This window comes from Caulobacter sp. GW822-FHT07D08 (genome assembly GCF_058798735.1).
The window spans coordinates 529754-544357 of the sequence record NZ_JBXAKU010000002.1 but is presented as its reverse complement, the minus strand read 5'-3'; the positions used below and the strand labels follow the sequence as shown (position 1 = coordinate 544357).

Below are 14604 nucleotides of genomic sequence, written 5' to 3'. Positions count from 1 at the left end.
TTCAAACCTCCCGTCTCAGAAGGTTTGAATCAGCCCCGCCACTTTTTGGGAATCCCGTTTATGGGTCTGTGGCCTAGTGGAAATCCCGGCTCCGTAGCAGCCTTCCGGACACCTTCTGGCGCACGCGCGGGGCCGGCGCGCCCGGCTCGTCGCGCAGGGTGGACAGGTGCGCCGACAGGTCGGTGAAGCCCTCGGCCACCACGTGGATGACATTCTCGGCCCTTTGCACCCGGCCGTGGACGACCAGGAACGAGGCGGTCATCACCACATTGCGGTCGGCCTCGAAGCGGTCCTTCCAGACCACCGCATTGGCCACGCCCGTCTCGTCCTCCAGGGTCACGAACACCACGCCCTTGGCCGTCCCTGGTCGCTGGCGGATCAGGACGAGCCCCGCCACCGACACCTTGCGGCCGTCCTTTAGGGTCAGCAGTTGCTCGGCCGTGATCACCCCGCGCCGGATCAGCATCGCGCGGTAGAAGCTTACCGGATGGTCCTTCAGCGACAGGCTGGTGGTGCGGTAATCCTCGGCCACTTCCTGCGGCTGGCCCATGGCCGGCAGCGCCGCACGGTCTTCGAACAGCGGCAGCCCGGCCAGCAACGGCGCCCGCACCGGCGCCTTGTGCTCGCCCTTCAGCCCCTTCACCGCCCACAGCGCCTCGCGGCGGGTGAGCCCGACCGAGGCGAAGGCGTCGGCCTCGGCGAGCAGCTCCAGCGCGCGCTGCGGCACGCCGCCCTGCGCGAACTCGCCCGGGGTGCGAGCGCCCTCCTCCCTCGCCTTGAGCAGGGGTTCGATATCGCCCTTCTCCTTCAGGCCCTTGATCTGGCGGAACCCCAGGCGGACGGCCTTCCAGCGGGGGCGGTTCTGGTCGTTGGCGATCTTGTCCGCGCGCGGCCTGAACCGGCGAGCCCCCTCCACCGCTTCGCGGTCCCCCTCCCCCATGAAGGGGGAGGAAGGCACCTTGCGAGCCTCTAGCGTGCAGTCCCAGTCGCTGGCCAGGATGTCCGGCGGCAGCACCTCCACCCCATGCTCGCGCGCGTCCCGCACCAGCTGGGCCGGCTGGTAGAAGCCCATCGGCTGGGAGTTGATCAGGGCCGCGCAGAACACGTCCGGCCAGGCCCATTTGATCCAGGCCGAGACGTAGACCAGCTTGGCGAAACTGGCCGCGTGGCTCTCCGGAAAGCCGTAGTGACCGAAGCCCTCGATCTGCTTGAAGCACCGCTCGGCGAAGTCGCGCTGGTAGCCGCGCGCGACCATGCCCTCGACGAACTTGTCGCGATATTCGGCCGGCGTGCCCAGGTTGCGGAAGGTGGCCATGGCCTTGCGCAGGCCGTCGGCCTCGTCGGGCGTGAACTTGGCCGCCTCGATGGCCAGGCTCATGGCCTGTTCCTGGAACAGCGGCACACCGTAGGTGTTGCCGAGGATCTGTTTCAGCTCATCTTCGGGGCCATGCTCCGGCGACGGCGCGGGCATGTCCACGGGTTCGATCCCATTCCGCCGCTTCAGGTACGGGTGCACCATGTCGCCCTGGATCGGGCCGGGTCGGACGATCGCCACCTCGATGACCAGGTCGTAGAACCTGCGGGGCTTCAGGCGCGGTAGCATCGACATCTGCGCCCGGCTCTCCACCTGGAAGATGCCCACGCTGTCGGCCACGCACAGCATGTCGTAGACGCCGGGCAGCTCGAGCGGGACATCGGCCAGGTCGACGATCGGCTCGCCATGATCGGCCCGCAACATGCCGAAAGCGCGCTGGATGGCGGTCAGCATGCCCAGGGCCAGCACGTCGACCTTCATCAGCTTCAGGCTGTCGATATCGTCCTTGTCCCACTCGATGAAGGTGCGGTCGGCCATGGCCGCATTGCCGATCGGCACGGTCTCGTCCAGCCGCCGCTTGGTCAGGACAAAGCCGCCGACATGCTGCGACAGGTGGCGCGGGAAGCCCATCAGCTCGGTGGCCAGGTTCACCGCGCGGGCGATCTCAGGCGCCTCGGGATCCAGGCCCGCATTGCGCAGATGCTCCTCGGGCAGGCCCGAGCCCCAGCTGCCCCAGACCGTGCCGGCCAGCAGGTTGGTGACGTCCTCGGTCAGGCCCAGGGCCTTGCCGACATCGCGGATGGCGCTGCGCGGGCGGTAGTGGATCACCGTCCCGCAGATGGCGGCATATTCCCGACCATAGCGACGATAGACATACTGCATCACCTCCTCGCGCCGCTCGTGCTCGAAATCGACGTCGATGTCCGGCGGCTCGCCGCGGTTCTCGGAGATGAAACGGGTGAACAGCAGCCGGTGCTCGGTCGGGTCGATCGCCGTCACGCCCAGGCAGAAGCAGACCGAGGAATTGGCCGCCGACCCGCGCCCCTGGCACAGTATGCCCATGCTACGGGCCTCGCGCACGATGTCGTGCACGGTGATGAAGTAGTTGGGATAGTCCATCTTGGCGATCAGCCGCAGCTCTTCCTTCAGCTGCCTGGCGACCTTCTCCGGCACGCCGGCCGGATAGCGCCAGGCCGCGCCGGACCAGGTGAGATCGCTCAGGTGCTCCATCGCCGTCTTGCCGGCCGGCACGGGCTCGTCCGGATATTCCTCGTTGAGCTGGCCGAGGTCGAAGCCGATCCGCTCGACGATCTCGACCGTGCGCTCGACCGCACGGGGCCAGCGTTCGAACAGGCGCGCCATCTCGGCCGGCGACTTGATGTGACGCTCGGCATTGGCCTCCAGCCGGAAGCCCGCCTCCTGGATCGTGCAGTGCTCGCGCACGCAGGTGATGACGTCCTGCAGCGGTCGCCGTTCGGGGCCGTGATAGAGCACGTCATTGGTCGCCACGATCGGCGCGCCGGCGGTCCGGCCCAGGTCGTCCAGGCGCGAGAGACGCTTGAGGTCCTGGGCGGCGTAGGCCCGGCTGGCCGCCAGCCAGGATCGCCCGCGCAGGTCGCCGGCCATACGGGCCAGGTCGCGTTCGAAAGCCTCGTCCAGCGTCCCGGGCGGCAGGATCAAGCCCAGCTGGCCATCGGAATGCTCCAGAAAATCCGGCCAGGAGAGGTGGCACTCGCCCTTGCCTGCCCGCCGCTGGCCGACCGTCAGCAGCCGCGTCAGCCGGCCGAACGCCTCGCGGTCGGTCGGGTAGCAGAGAAGACTGGGCGTCCCGTCCATGAAGTCCAGCCGGCACCCACTCAGTATACGGACGTTTCGCTTCTTGACCGCCGTCCAGGCCCGGACGACGCCCGCCAGGCTGTTGCGGTCGGTGACGCCGATGGCCGAGAGGCCCAGCGCCTCGGCCGCGATCGCCAGCTCCTCCGCGTGCGAGGCCCCGCGCAGGAACGAGAAATTGGTGGTGGTCTGGAGCTCGGCGTAGGCGCTCATCCGAACAGCCCATGGATCCACCACTTGGGCGCTTCGTCCTCGCCAAACAGGCCTTGGCGATAGATCCAGAACCGCCCCCCCACGTCATCCTCGACGCGGTAGTAGTCGCGGACCTTGCCGGGGCCGGTATCGGTCTCGCCGACGCCGGCGCGCCACCATTCCTGGCCGATGCGTTCAGGGCCCTCGGCGCGGCGGACGCGGTGGGCGCGGCCGCGCCAGGTGAACGACATCGGCGGATCGTCCGGCAGCTTGGCGATGGCCGTGATCGCCTCGGGCCGCTTGAACAGCCGCACCGGGCGCGGTCGGTCGGGGTTCCATTTCGCGGCGGCCGGCGGGTCGAGCGGGGCGTTGCGGACGACCGAGCGTTCGGGGACATGGCTCTCATACGGATCGGCGCGCCAGACGCGGGCTTCGCCCAAGCGGTTGACCAGGCGGTCGATCAGAGGGGCCAGGGTCTCGTCGAGGCTGGTCCCGGCTTCGGCGTCCAGCCGGTCCTGCGCCGCCGCCAAGGGCTCGACGGCGGCGGCGTGGACGGTGACGACCTCGATGCCGAAGCCGGGGTCGACCTTGTCCAGCTTGGGGACGATCAGCTTGGTCAGCCGCTTGGCGTCGCGACCGATGCGGGCCAGGCTCGCGCGGACCGGATAGGCCTGGCCGTCCAGGCGGTGGAACACGACCTCGAAGCGCTTGGCCCCGCGCCCCTCGGCCTCCAGCCGTTGGCAGATCAAGGCCAGGGCGTCGCCGGTCACGCGGGCCAGGTCCTCGGGCGCGCTGATCGGCTCGAAGAAGGCCATGCGGTCGAACCAGGGCGTGGCCGGGCGGCGGAAGCTCAGGGCCTCGGCCGCCATGCCCAGGGCCTGATCGAGGCGCAGAGTCAGGCCCAGGCCGAAGCGCTTGGCCAGCTGGGCGCGGGGCAGGGCGAAGAGCTGCCCGACACGGTGCAGGCCCAGGCGCGGCAGTTGGGCCTCGGCGGCGTCCTCCAGGCGCAGGGCCGCGACGGGCAAGGCCTCGATCGCCGCGCGCTGCTCGCCCGGCGCGGCGATGGCCAGGTCGTCGCCGTCGCGGGCCCCAAACCGCGCCAGGGCCCACGCGGCTCCGGCGGTGTCGGCGATCGCCGCCCGAGCCGGCACGCCCCAGCGCGCCAACCGCGCCACGAGATCGACCAGCATGTCGCGCTCCCCGCCCCACAGGTGGTCGGTGCCGGTGATGTCGAGAAATAGGCCGTCCGCCCCATCGATCGCCACGGCCGGCGAGAAGCGCACGCACCAGTCGCACAGGGCCTCCAGCGCCACGCGGTCGGCGACGGGATCGTGGTCGAAGGTCATCAGGTTCGGAACCAGGGCCATGGCGTCGGCGGCCTTCTGGCCGGGGCCGAGGCCAAGGGCCCGGGCGGTCTCGTCGACGGCGGCGAGGCGTCGGGTCCCGCCCTCCGTGGCCAGCAGGGCGAAAGGCGCGGCTTCAGCCGACGTATCGCAGCCCGGGTTCCGCCGGCGCCACGTCGTGATCGGCCAGTTGGGACACCAGACGGAAAGGATGCGGGCCATGGCCGGCCTCCTGTGCTTCCAAGATCCAAGAGCCGGGACGTCCGCCCCGGCAGCGTTCCAGTTCGACCCGCCAGCGCGGGGGGCCGAGGCCGATGTCGTCCGCCGGCGGCGGGGTCGGCGATGGCCCGATCCGCCAGCGGCTGAACGAGGCCGAGCCGGACACCGCCTGGCCCGCGCCCGCTCGTCCCCCGTAAGGTCTTCGGTGCAGCACCACCCCGAAGCCGCCGCGCTTCTCGCAGGCCAGCTGCAGGCGGCGGCCGGCCGTCAGGTCCGGGGCCTCGGCTTCACCGACAGCGGCGGCGACACCCTGAGTGGAAAGCGCGTCCTCCAGCACCGACAGGGTCTCGGCCTCGTCGCGCGTGCGAACCTGGATCAGCCGCTCGGTCGGGAAGCCGAGGCCAAACAGACCAGGCGCGAACAGGTCGCCGCGCCGGGCGATCCAGACGATGGCGCCGGTCTTCACGAGGGGCCGCAACAGCAGGCCGACGAAGGCGGCGGGGGCCGCCCCGGTCTCGCTCTCCAGCCCCGCGCCCGTCACCTCGTGCCAGCCGCCCAGCGGCAGGCCGCCGCCTGGAAAGCAGCCGTCGATGGCCAGATCGCCGAACGGCAGGACGGGATTCGGAGTCCGAGTCCCCGCTTCGATCGCGGCGATCCGGCCTCTAAGGGCCGCAAGACGCGCCTCGCGCGAGCCGGCCATTCCATACTCCTTGTTCCACTTTTGTTCTGATCTCGCGGCGCGGCGGAGTCAAGCCTTGGAGAGTCGGGCGGGACCGGCCAAAGTGTCTCAAACGGCCGTATGAAGCCCCCCCCGCAGGAAACCTCATGTCCCTCACCCGCGTCCTGATCGCCAACCGTGGCGAGATCGCCGTCCGCATCGCCCGCGCGGCGGCGGAGGCCGGGCTTACGAGCGTGGCGGTCTACGCGACCGATGACGCGGGCTCGCCCCATGTCGGCGCCGCCGACCAGGCGGTCGCCCTGCCCGGCGCGGGGGCGCGGGCCTATCTCGACATCGCCGCGATCGTGACGGCGGCCAAGGCGCAGGGCTGCGACGCCCTGCATCCCGGCTATGGCTTCCTGTCGGAAAACGCTGGCCTGGCGCGGGCGTGCGCCGAGGCGGGCATCATCTTCGTCGGCCCCTCGCCCGAGCACCTGGAGACCTTCGGCGACAAGGCCGCCGCGCGGGCGCTGGCGGCCGAGCGGAACGTGCCGCTGATCCCGGGGACGGGGGCGATCTCACCGGACGGCGCGCGGGCGTTCCAGGCCGAGCACGGCGCGATCATGCTGAAGGCGCGGGCCGGCGGCGGCGGGCGCGGCATGCGGGCGGTGCTGGACCCCGGCGAGCTGGACGCCGCCTTCGCGGCCTGCGCGCGGGAAGCCCTCGCGGCCTTCGGGGACGGCGGACTCTATGCCGAAAAGCGGATCGAGCGGGCGCGCCATGTCGAGGTGCAGATCGTCGGCGATGGGCGGCGCGTGCTGGCGGTCGGCGACCGCGACTGCTCCCTCCAGCGGCGGAACCAGAAGCTGGTCGAGATCGCCCCGGCCGCCCTGCCCGCTCCGCTGCGGGCCGCTCTGTGGAAGCACGCCGAGACGCTGTGCGCCGGCTATCGCGGCCTGGCGACCGTGGAGTTCCTGATCGACGCCGACGCCGATCCTTCCGTGGGGGGTGAGGCCTTCTTCCTCGAGGTCAATCCGCGCCTGCAGGTCGAGCACACGGTGACCGAGGAGGTCACGGGCCTGGACCTGGTGCGGCTGCAGTTCGACCTGGCGGCGGGAAAGCCCCTGGACCTGGAGGTTCCGCCGGCCTTCGGGGTCGCGATCCAGGCGCGGATCAACGCCGAGACCCTGACCGCCGACGGCCTGGTCAAGCCGTCCAGCGGTGTGATCGACGCCTGGAGCCCGCCGGGCGGTCCGGGCGTGCGGGTCGACGCCGGGGTCGCGGCCGGGACGGCGATCGGCGGGGCCTATGACAGCCTGCTGGCCAAGGTGATCGCGCGCGGGCGGACCCATGCCGAGGCCTCGGCGCGGCTGGACCGGGCGCTAGCGGAATTCCAGATCACCGGTGTTTCGACCACCGGGCCGCTGGTGCGGGCGATCCTGGCGGCCGCGCCGGATAGGCCGACCACGCGGTTCATCGAGGACCACGCCGCGGCGCTGGTCGCCGACTTGCCGGAGGAAAGCGCCGCACGGTCCTTCGAGATCTTGGACGGCGCCGTCACCGTCGCCGCGCCGCTCGCGGCCACGGTCGGTTCGATCGCGGTGGCCGAGGGCGACCTCGTCCGCCCCGGCCAGGCCCTGGCCGTGCTGGAGGCGATGAAGATGGAGCACCTCGTACACGCCGGCGGCGGCGGGCGGGTGCTGAAGATCGCCGTCGAGCCCGGCGCCACCGTTGCCGAAGGCCAGCCGCTGGTGTTCCTGGAGCCGATGGAGGTCGCGAGCGACCAGGCCGTCGAAGCCGTCGCCGAGGACCTCGACGCGATCCGCCCCGACCTGGCCGAGGTGATCGCCCGCCACCGACACACCCTGGACGAGGCCCGCCCCGACGCCGTCGCCAAGCGCCGCAAGACCGGCCACCGGACGGCGCGGGAGAACATCGACGACCTGGTCGATCCGGGCAGTTTCCTGGAGTACGGCGCCCTGGCCATCGCGGCGCAGAAGCGGCGGCGCTCGACCGAGGACCTGATCGCCAACACGCCCGCCGACGGGCTGATCACCGGCGTCGGGACCGTCAATGGCGGCCTCTTCCCGCCCGACAAGGCGCGGACGGCGGCGCTGGCCTACGACTTCACGGTGCTGGCCGGCACGCAAGGCGCGATGAACCACAGGAAGTCCGACCGGCTGATGGCGATCATCGCCGACCAGAAGCTGCCGGTCGTCTGGTTCGCGGAAGGCGGCGGCGGGCGGCCGGGCGACACGGACACCACGGCGGTGGCCGGGCTGGACGTGCCGACGTTCAGAAGCTTCGCCCAGCTGTCGGGCCTGGTTCCCAAGATCGCCATCGTCGCCGGCCGCTGCTTCGCCGGCAACGCCGCCATCGCGGGACTGTCGGAGATCATCATCGCCACCCGCGACAGCAATCTGGGCATGGGCGGACCGGCGATGATCGAGGGCGGCGGCCTGGGTGTCTTCCGGCCCGAGCAGATCGGGCCGTCGGCGCGCCAGTGGAAGAATGGCGTCATCGACATCCTGGCCGACGACGAGGCCCACGCCACCCGGCTGGCCAAGCAGGCGCTGTCCTACTTCCAAGGCGCGCTGCCGAGCTGGACCGCGCCGGACCAGCGGCGGCTGCGGGGCGCGATCCCGGAGAACCGGCTGCGGGTCTATGACGTGCGGGCGCTGATCCATGGCCTGGTCGACGAGGGTTCGTTCCTGGAGCTGCGCGGCGGGTTCGCGGCGGGCATGGTCACCGGCCTGATCCGGATCGAGGGCCGGCCGATGGGGCTAATCGCCAACGATCCGCGGCATCTGGGCGGAGCCATCGACTGCGAAGGCGCGGAGAAGGCCGCGCGGTTCCTGCAGCTGTGCGACGCCTTCGCCCTGCCGGTGCTCAGCCTGTGCGACACGCCCGGCTTCATGGTCGGTCCCGACAGCGAGGACGCCGCCGCCGTGCGCCGGGTCAGCCGCCAGTTCATCGCCGGCGCCAAGCTGCGCAGCCCGCTCTTCACCGTGGTGACCCGCAAGGGCTACGGCCTCGGCGCCCAGGCCATGGCGGGCGGCAGCTTCCATTCGCCGGCCTTCATCGCCGCCTGGCCGACCGGCGAGTTCGGCGGCATGGGCCTGGAGGGCGCGGTCAAGCTGGGCTACCGCAAGGAGCTGGAAGCCGAGACCGATCCCGTGAAGCAGAAGGCGCTCTACGACCAGCTCGTGGCGCGGCTCTACGCGGCCGGCAAGGCGACCAGCATGGCCGCCGCCCTGGAGATCGACGCGGTCATCGACCCCGCCGACACCCGGCGCTGGGTGATCGGCGGCATGGACGCGGCGGCGGGGGTGTCCAAGCCGTGGAGCGTGCGCGTGGACAGTTTCTAGGTTCGCGCGCGACGAAGGTCCGAACGTCGGCGCGAGGCGACCAAGTCTTCAGGGCGGTCAAGTTATGCAAAACTGCGGGCTCTCACGATTCGGCGGAGCGGCATGAAGCCGGTACTCATCTTTCAGCCCGGCATGGTCGGGGATCTGCTCTTCGTCCAGAAGATCGCCAAGACCTACGCCGCGACCGGGCGCCGCGTGATCATGCCAGTCCTGCAGAAGCACAGCTGGGTCTATGACGCCCTGGTCATGCCCGCGAACATCGAGACGCCGATCCTCGACACCGAGGCCTTCGACTTCCGCGACGAGCTGCTGTTCCTGAGCGACAAGATCGCCCTCAGCCCGATCGAGGGGCCGAACTATACGTTCCTGTCGCTGTTCTTCAGCTGGCGCTACGCCCCGGAGCAGACGATGGACCTGAAGTATCAGGTGGCCGGAATGGATATGGCCGACTGGGCCGACCATGTGGAGTTGCGCCGCGACCTCGCCAAGGAAGAGGCGCTGTTCAAGCTTCTGGGTCTGGACGACGGCGAGCCGTACGCGCTGCTGAACGAGCATGGCAGCAACAGCCAGATCCAGTTCACCCACAAGGCGCCCGAAAAGGAAGTCCGCCTCCGGCCGATCGAGGGCTACAGCCTGTTCGACTGGAGCACGGTGATCGAGCGGGCGGCGCGCATCGCCACCATCGACACGTCGCTGGTGCTGTTGGTCGAGATCCTGAAGATCCGCGACAAGCCCCTCAGCGTGGTGTCGCGCTATGAGCCGCCCAGCTTCCGCATCCAGAACATCCTGAGGCTGGACTGGCTGTTCTATTTCCGCGCCGAGCACCTGACCTTTTCCTAGGGCGGGTTAAGCGTCGGCGGTTAACACGCTCGGGCTCAGCCGCCCGCCATCCCCTTGATCTGTTCCGACATCGGATCGTCCTGATGAACGGCCAGGATGTTGATGCCCATGTAGTAGACGCCGTAGCCCAGGCCGATCAGGAACTCGCGCAGCTCGGACTCGTCGGACTTGATCCGCTCGATCATCATCATCGGCTTGCAGGTCGCGATGGTGCGCCGAGCGCCCCGCAGGGCCTCCATCTCCATGCCCTCGATGTCGATCTTGACGAAGTCCAGCCGCGTGAGAGCCAGATCGTCGATCGCCATCATCTGGGTGCTCTGGGCGTTCTCCGCGGAATAGTCGATCTCCTGGCCGATAAATTCGGTGCGCTCGGTCTGGCGGATCTCGAGACTGCCGAAGCTGGCGGGCTTGAAGTAGTCGGGGACGGGAACGTCGATCACCCCGCGCTCGGCGCCGACCGCCGCCCAGATCGCCCGGGCGTTGAAGCAATTGTTCAGCGTGATGTTGCCGGCCAGGGCGTAGAAGATCCGCTCCTGCGCCTCGAAGGCGATGACCTTGCCCCAGCCGGTCATCAGCTGGGCCCACTCGACGGTGTGGACGCCGATATTGGCGCCGCAGTCGATGGCCACCACGCCGTCGCCGAAATGAGCCCGGCGCATTTCCAGCAGCCTGACGGCGGCGTCCACCTCGTCCTGGTCGAACGACGAGGTCTCCAACAGTTGGTAGCCCACGCCGTAAGCGCCGTTCTGGACGATCCGGTAGTCGTGACGATTGACCAGCAGGGAGCCGTGGTTGGTCGACACCAGCACGAAGGCCGTCGGGCGGAGGTTTGATTTTCGCATTCGGCCCCCGAGACGCCGTCGCGCCGCGATGACGGCGCCGGAATCGGCGTCTGACGATAGGCCAAGAACTCTCGGCGTCTAGGGCGTCTGGACTTCGAGCTTGGCGGCTTGGGCCGGGGTGGGCGACGGCCTGACGGTCAGGTCACGCAGAATGATCGGTCCAAACAGCGCGGCGATCCCGCAGGCGTCGGCCAGCACGTCGCCCCAAGCCGCGTCGCGGCCGACGAACGCCTGCAGCACCTCGATCATGCCGCCAAAGGCCAGCAGCACCAGGCCGATGCGCCAGAAGCGGCTGGCGGGCAAGGCGGTGATCGCCAGGGCGGTCAGCACATAGAAGACGATGAAGTGCTTGGCCTTGTCCCAGGGGATCAGACCCATGCCGCCATCGTCGGGCAGCAGGGCCCGCCACAGGGCGAAGGCCGCCGCCGCGACGAAGATCGTGAAGGCCAGGACGTTGATCTTGCGACTGCGAAACAACATGAGCGGCCTATCGAACCAAAAAGGGGCGTCATCCAGGCGATGCAAGGCGGAAGCCAACCTTGGCCATCCCCGACGCCCCGGTCCTGTCCCGGATCGGTCATCCGGGACAGGCAGGTCGAAGCGCCTAGAACGTCAGCGCGCGCGCTTCCTTCACGTGCGGCAGGGCCTGGATCTTGGCCAGCAGTTCGGCGGCAGGAGCCTGGTCGACGCCCACCAGCGCGATGGCGTCCTCGTCGGCCGAGACGCGGCCCAGGTTGAAGGTGGCGATGTTGACGCCCGCCTCGCCCAGCAGCATCCCCAGCGCGCCGATGAAGCCCGGCTTGTCCAGGTTGTTGATGTAGAGCATGGCCGGCGAGAAGGCCGCGTCCAGTTCCATGCCCTTGACCTCGACGACGCGCGGGGCGCCGGCGATCACCGTGCCGGCGAAGCTGCGCTTGCCCTTCTCGGTGGTGATGGTCACGCGCATCAGGCTGTCATAGGTCGGGCTGACTTCCTGGCGGCTCTCCGAGACGGTGATGCCGCGCTCCTTGGCGATGGCCGGGGCGGAGACCATGTTGATCTCGGCCAGCATCGGCTTCAGCACGCCGGCCAGGGCCGCCGAGGTCATCGGCTTGACGTTGAGGTTGCTGACCTCGCCCTCGAAGGCGATGTCGATCGCGGTGATGCCGAAATCGACCATCTGGCCGGCCAGGGCGCCGATCTTCTCGGCCAGGGCCACGAACGGCTTCAGCTTCGGCGCCTCTTCGGCCGTGATCGAGGGGCTGTTCAGGGCGTTGGTGACCGCGCCGGTCAGCAGGTAGTCGCTGACCTGCTCGGCGACCTGCAGGGCCACGTTCTCCTGGGCCTCCGAGGTGCTGGCGCCCAGGTGCGGGGTGGCCACGACCTTGTCCGAGCCGAACAGCGGGTTTTCCTTGGCCGGCTCGGTGACGAAGACGTCGAAGCCGGCGCCGCCGACATGACCGCTGTCGAGCAGGGCGCGCAGGGCGACCTCGTCGACCAGGCCACCGCGGGCGCAGTTGACGATCAGCACGCCCTTCTTGGTCTTGGCCAGGTTCTCGGCCGACAGGATGTTGCGGGTCTTGTCGGTCAGCGGGGTGTGCAGGGTGATGACGTCGGCGCGGGCCAGCAGGTCTTCCAGCTCGACCTTCTCGACGCCCATCTCGACGGCGCGCTCGGGGCTGAGGAACGGGTCGTAGGCCACGACCTTCATCTTCAGGCCCAGGGCGCGGTCGGCGACGATCGAGCCGATGTTGCCCGCGCCGATCAGGCCCAGGGTCTTGGCGTACAGCTCCACGCCCATGAAGCGGTTCTTCTCCCACTTGCCGGCCTGGGTCGAGACGTCGGCGGCGGGGATCTGGCGGGCCAGGGCGAACATCATGGCGATGGCGTGCTCGGCCGTGGTGATCGAGTTGCCGAAGGGCGTGTTCATCACGACGATGCCCTTGGCCGTGGCGGCCGGAATGTCGACATTGTCGACGCCGATGCCGGCGCGGGCGATGACGCGCAGCTTGTGGGCGGCGGCGATGACGTCCTTGTCGAGCTTGGCGCCCGAGCGGATGGCGACGCCGTCATAGTCGCCGATCACGGCGATCAGCTCGTCTTTCGACAGGCCGACCTTGATGTCGAAGTCGACGCCGCGGTTCTTGAAGATGTCGACGGCGGCGGGGCTGAGCTTGTCAGCGATGAGGACGCGAGGAGCCATGTGCGTTGTTCCTTGGATCGGGAGGCGGCCGGTCGGGCCGCGATACGTGTCGAAAATCCGCGCGGCTCAGCGAAGCCATCGCAGCATGTGGGGAAAGGGTGCGACCCCGCGTTCGGCGGCCTGGCGCGGTTCGAGGGTGAGACCGAAGTACTGCAGCAGCGGCTGACCAAGGGTCGCGCCGTGCTGGAAGCTCTCGATCAGGCTCTCCGAACCGCCCTTGTAGCCGTCGGCGTGGAAGACGACGGCCGGGTCCAGTCCCAGGTGGGTCAGGGCGGCCCACGACCAGGCCAGCGTCGCCAACTCCTCGCCGTCGCCGGGATCGAGCCGTTCGGCCTTGCGGCTTTCCGGTTCGGTGACGGCGATGTGACCGGCCTCGTGCAGGATGTCGCCGGGATGGGCCAGCCTGTCCTCGTCGATCACCAACCCGCCGAACCGGATATCCAGTCCGGGCAGGAAGGTGTCGGCGGGCAGCTCGCCCTTGCGGACATCGATGCCGAGGCCGACGACGAAGTCGGCCAGCCGCTGCGTCATGGGGTCGGCGAACACCGGCGTCAGGCCGCTTGCAGCACCGCGGCCTTGGTTTCGGCGAAGGCCCAGTCGAGCCACGGCGTCAGGGCCTCGAGGTCCGAGGCTTCCACCGTGGCGCCGCACCAGATGCGCAGACCGGCCGGAGCGTCGCGATAGCCGCCGATGTCGAGGGCCGCGCCCTCCTTCTCGAGCAGGCTGGCCAGCTTCTTGGCGAAGTCGGCCTGGGCGTCTTCCGGCAGGGCGCTGATTTTGGCGTCCACGACCTTGAGACACACCGACGTATTCGACCGAATCTCCGGCGTGGCGGCCAGGAAATCGACCCAGTCGGTCTTGGCGACCCACTCGGCCAGCACGGCCAGGTTCTGGTCGGCGCGGCCCTGCATGGCTTCCAGACCGCCGATCGAGGCGGCCCACTTCAGGGCGTCCAGGGCGTCTTCCACGCAGAGCATCGACGGCGTGTTGATCGTCGCGCCCTCGAAGATGTCGGCGGCGATCTTGCCGTTCTTGGTCATCCGGAACAGCTTCGGCATCGGCCAGGCCGGCGTGTAGCTTTCCAGGCGGGCCACGGCGCGCGGCGACAGGATCAGGATCCCGTGCGCGCCCTCGCCGCCCAGCGCCTTCTGCCAGGAGAAGGTCACGACATCGAGCTTGGCCCAGTCCAGCTCCTGGGCGAACGCCGCCGAGGTGGCGTCGCAGATCACGATCCCCTCGCGGTCGGCCGAGATGAAATCGGCGTTGGGCACGCGCACGCCCGAGGTCGTGCCGTTCCAGGTGAAGACCAGATCCTTGGCCGGATCGACCTTGGTGGTGTCGGGCAGCTGGCCGTACGGGGCGCTCAGCACCTCGACGTCGGGCAGCTTGAGTTGCTTGGTGACGTCCGTGACCCAGTCCTTGCCGAAGGACTCGAAGGCCATCAGTTGCACGGGACGGGCGCCGAGCATCGACCACATGGCCATCTCGACCGCGCCGGTGTCCGAACCGGCGACGATGCCGATCAGGAAGTCGGCCGGGACTTCCAGCACGTCGCGCGTCTGGTCGATGGCGGCCTTCAGGCGCGCCTTGCCCAGCTTCGAGCGGTGCGAACGGCCCAGGACCGCGTTTCTGAGATTTTCGGGGGTCCAGCCGGGGCGCTTGGCGCAGGGGCCGGAAGAGAACTCGGGGCGAGCCGGGCGGATCGCCGGCTTGGCGAGGGTCGTCATATCGATGTCTCCCATCCTTACAGATGGACTGCATCCCGTTGGGGGGATGTGGCCCGCCGGCGAAGAACCGCGTTTCGGGCGAGAT

General features: G+C 69.5%; 10 protein-coding genes. 2 read left to right on the top strand and 8 right to left on the bottom strand.

The genetic code is table 11. The features are described from left to right. Positions 1-73: 73 nt before the first annotated feature. From AC1RJ9_RS06500 to AC1RJ9_RS06490, 3 genes are read right to left on the bottom strand one after another with little or no spacing between them, the layout of a single operon-like run. Positions 74-3361 (bottom strand): error-prone DNA polymerase, encoded by a 3288-nt coding sequence (locus AC1RJ9_RS06500; RefSeq protein ID WP_492836912.1) that lies wholly within the window; start codon positions 3359-3361, stop codon positions 74-76. Further along, positions 3358-4905, bottom strand: coding sequence for a Y-family DNA polymerase (locus tag AC1RJ9_RS06495; protein ID WP_492836911.1), 1548 nt, complete (start codon positions 4903-4905; stop codon positions 3358-3360). Before AC1RJ9_RS06495 ends, AC1RJ9_RS06500 begins: the two co-directional genes overlap by 4 nt. Further along, on the bottom strand, positions 4820-5602 hold the full coding sequence (locus tag AC1RJ9_RS06490; protein ID WP_492836910.1) for an ImuA family protein: 783 nt from the start codon (positions 5600-5602) through the stop codon (positions 4820-4822). The genes AC1RJ9_RS06495 and AC1RJ9_RS06490 overlap by 86 nt, the downstream gene beginning before the upstream one ends. Positions 5603-5727: 125 nt before the next feature. Here AC1RJ9_RS06490 and AC1RJ9_RS06485 point away from each other — a divergent pair, with 125 nt between their 5' ends. Both AC1RJ9_RS06485 and AC1RJ9_RS06480 read left to right on the top strand, forming a co-directional pair. Continuing rightward, positions 5728-8928: an acetyl-CoA carboxylase family protein gene (locus AC1RJ9_RS06485; protein ID WP_492836909.1), complete on the top strand. Its 3201-nt coding sequence runs from the start codon at positions 5728-5730 to the stop codon at positions 8926-8928. 102 nt (positions 8929-9030) lie between these two features. Beyond that, complete coding sequence (locus tag AC1RJ9_RS06480; RefSeq protein WP_125159104.1) at positions 9031-9768, top strand: hypothetical protein; 738 nt, start codon at positions 9031-9033, stop codon at positions 9766-9768. Between the two features lie 35 nt (positions 9769-9803). Here AC1RJ9_RS06480 and AC1RJ9_RS06475 read toward each other — a convergent pair whose 3' ends face one another. The 5 genes from AC1RJ9_RS06475 to AC1RJ9_RS06455 all read right to left on the bottom strand — a co-directional run bounded on the left by AC1RJ9_RS06475 (position 9804) and on the right by AC1RJ9_RS06455 (position 14519). Then, positions 9804-10610 carry an FkbM family methyltransferase gene (locus tag AC1RJ9_RS06475; RefSeq protein WP_125159105.1) on the bottom strand — a complete coding sequence of 269 codons (807 nt, stop codon included), beginning with the start codon at positions 10608-10610 and terminating at the stop codon, positions 9804-9806. A gap of 78 nt (positions 10611-10688) precedes the next feature. Beyond that, on the bottom strand, positions 10689-11090 hold the full coding sequence (locus tag AC1RJ9_RS06470; RefSeq protein ID WP_492836908.1) for a VanZ family protein: 402 nt from the start codon (positions 11088-11090) through the stop codon (positions 10689-10691). 124 nt (positions 11091-11214) lie between these two features. Beyond that, positions 11215-12792 carry a phosphoglycerate dehydrogenase gene (serA, locus tag AC1RJ9_RS06465; protein ID WP_492836907.1) on the bottom strand — a complete coding sequence of 526 codons (1578 nt, stop codon included), beginning with the start codon at positions 12790-12792 and terminating at the stop codon, positions 11215-11217. A gap of 66 nt (positions 12793-12858) precedes the next feature. Continuing rightward, entirely contained in the window at positions 12859-13323 is a 465-nt protein-coding gene (locus AC1RJ9_RS06460) for a hypothetical protein (RefSeq protein WP_492836906.1), read from the bottom strand. A gap of 20 nt (positions 13324-13343) precedes the next feature. Further along, positions 13344-14519, bottom strand: coding sequence for a phosphoserine transaminase (locus tag AC1RJ9_RS06455; protein ID WP_492836905.1), 1176 nt, complete (start codon positions 14517-14519; stop codon positions 13344-13346). Positions 14520-14604 lie beyond the last annotated feature (85 nt).

Coding starts and splice junctions, on each gene's coding strand:
- AC1RJ9_RS06460 (WP_492836906.1), bottom strand. CDS start 13,323: ATGACGCAGCGGCTGGCCGACTTCGTCGTCGGCCTCGGCATCGATGTC.
- AC1RJ9_RS06490 (WP_492836910.1), bottom strand. CDS start 5,602: ATGGCCGGCTCGCGCGAGGCGCGTCTTGCGGCCCTTAGAGGCCGGATC.
- AC1RJ9_RS06500 (WP_492836912.1), bottom strand. CDS start 3,361: ATGAGCGCCTACGCCGAGCTCCAGACCACCACCAATTTCTCGTTCCTG.
- AC1RJ9_RS06475 (WP_125159105.1), bottom strand. CDS start 10,610: ATGCGAAAATCAAACCTCCGCCCGACGGCCTTCGTGCTGGTGTCGACC.
- serA (WP_492836907.1), bottom strand. CDS start 12,792: ATGGCTCCTCGCGTCCTCATCGCTGACAAGCTCAGCCCCGCCGCCGTC.
- AC1RJ9_RS06495 (WP_492836911.1), bottom strand. CDS start 4,905: ATGGCCCGCATCCTTTCCGTCTGGTGTCCCAACTGGCCGATCACGACG.
- AC1RJ9_RS06470 (WP_492836908.1), bottom strand. CDS start 11,090: ATGTTGTTTCGCAGTCGCAAGATCAACGTCCTGGCCTTCACGATCTTC.
- AC1RJ9_RS06480 (WP_125159104.1), top strand. CDS start 9,031: ATGAAGCCGGTACTCATCTTTCAGCCCGGCATGGTCGGGGATCTGCTC.
- AC1RJ9_RS06485 (WP_492836909.1), top strand. CDS start 5,728: ATGTCCCTCACCCGCGTCCTGATCGCCAACCGTGGCGAGATCGCCGTC.
- AC1RJ9_RS06455 (WP_492836905.1), bottom strand. CDS start 14,519: ATGACGACCCTCGCCAAGCCGGCGATCCGCCCGGCTCGCCCCGAGTTC.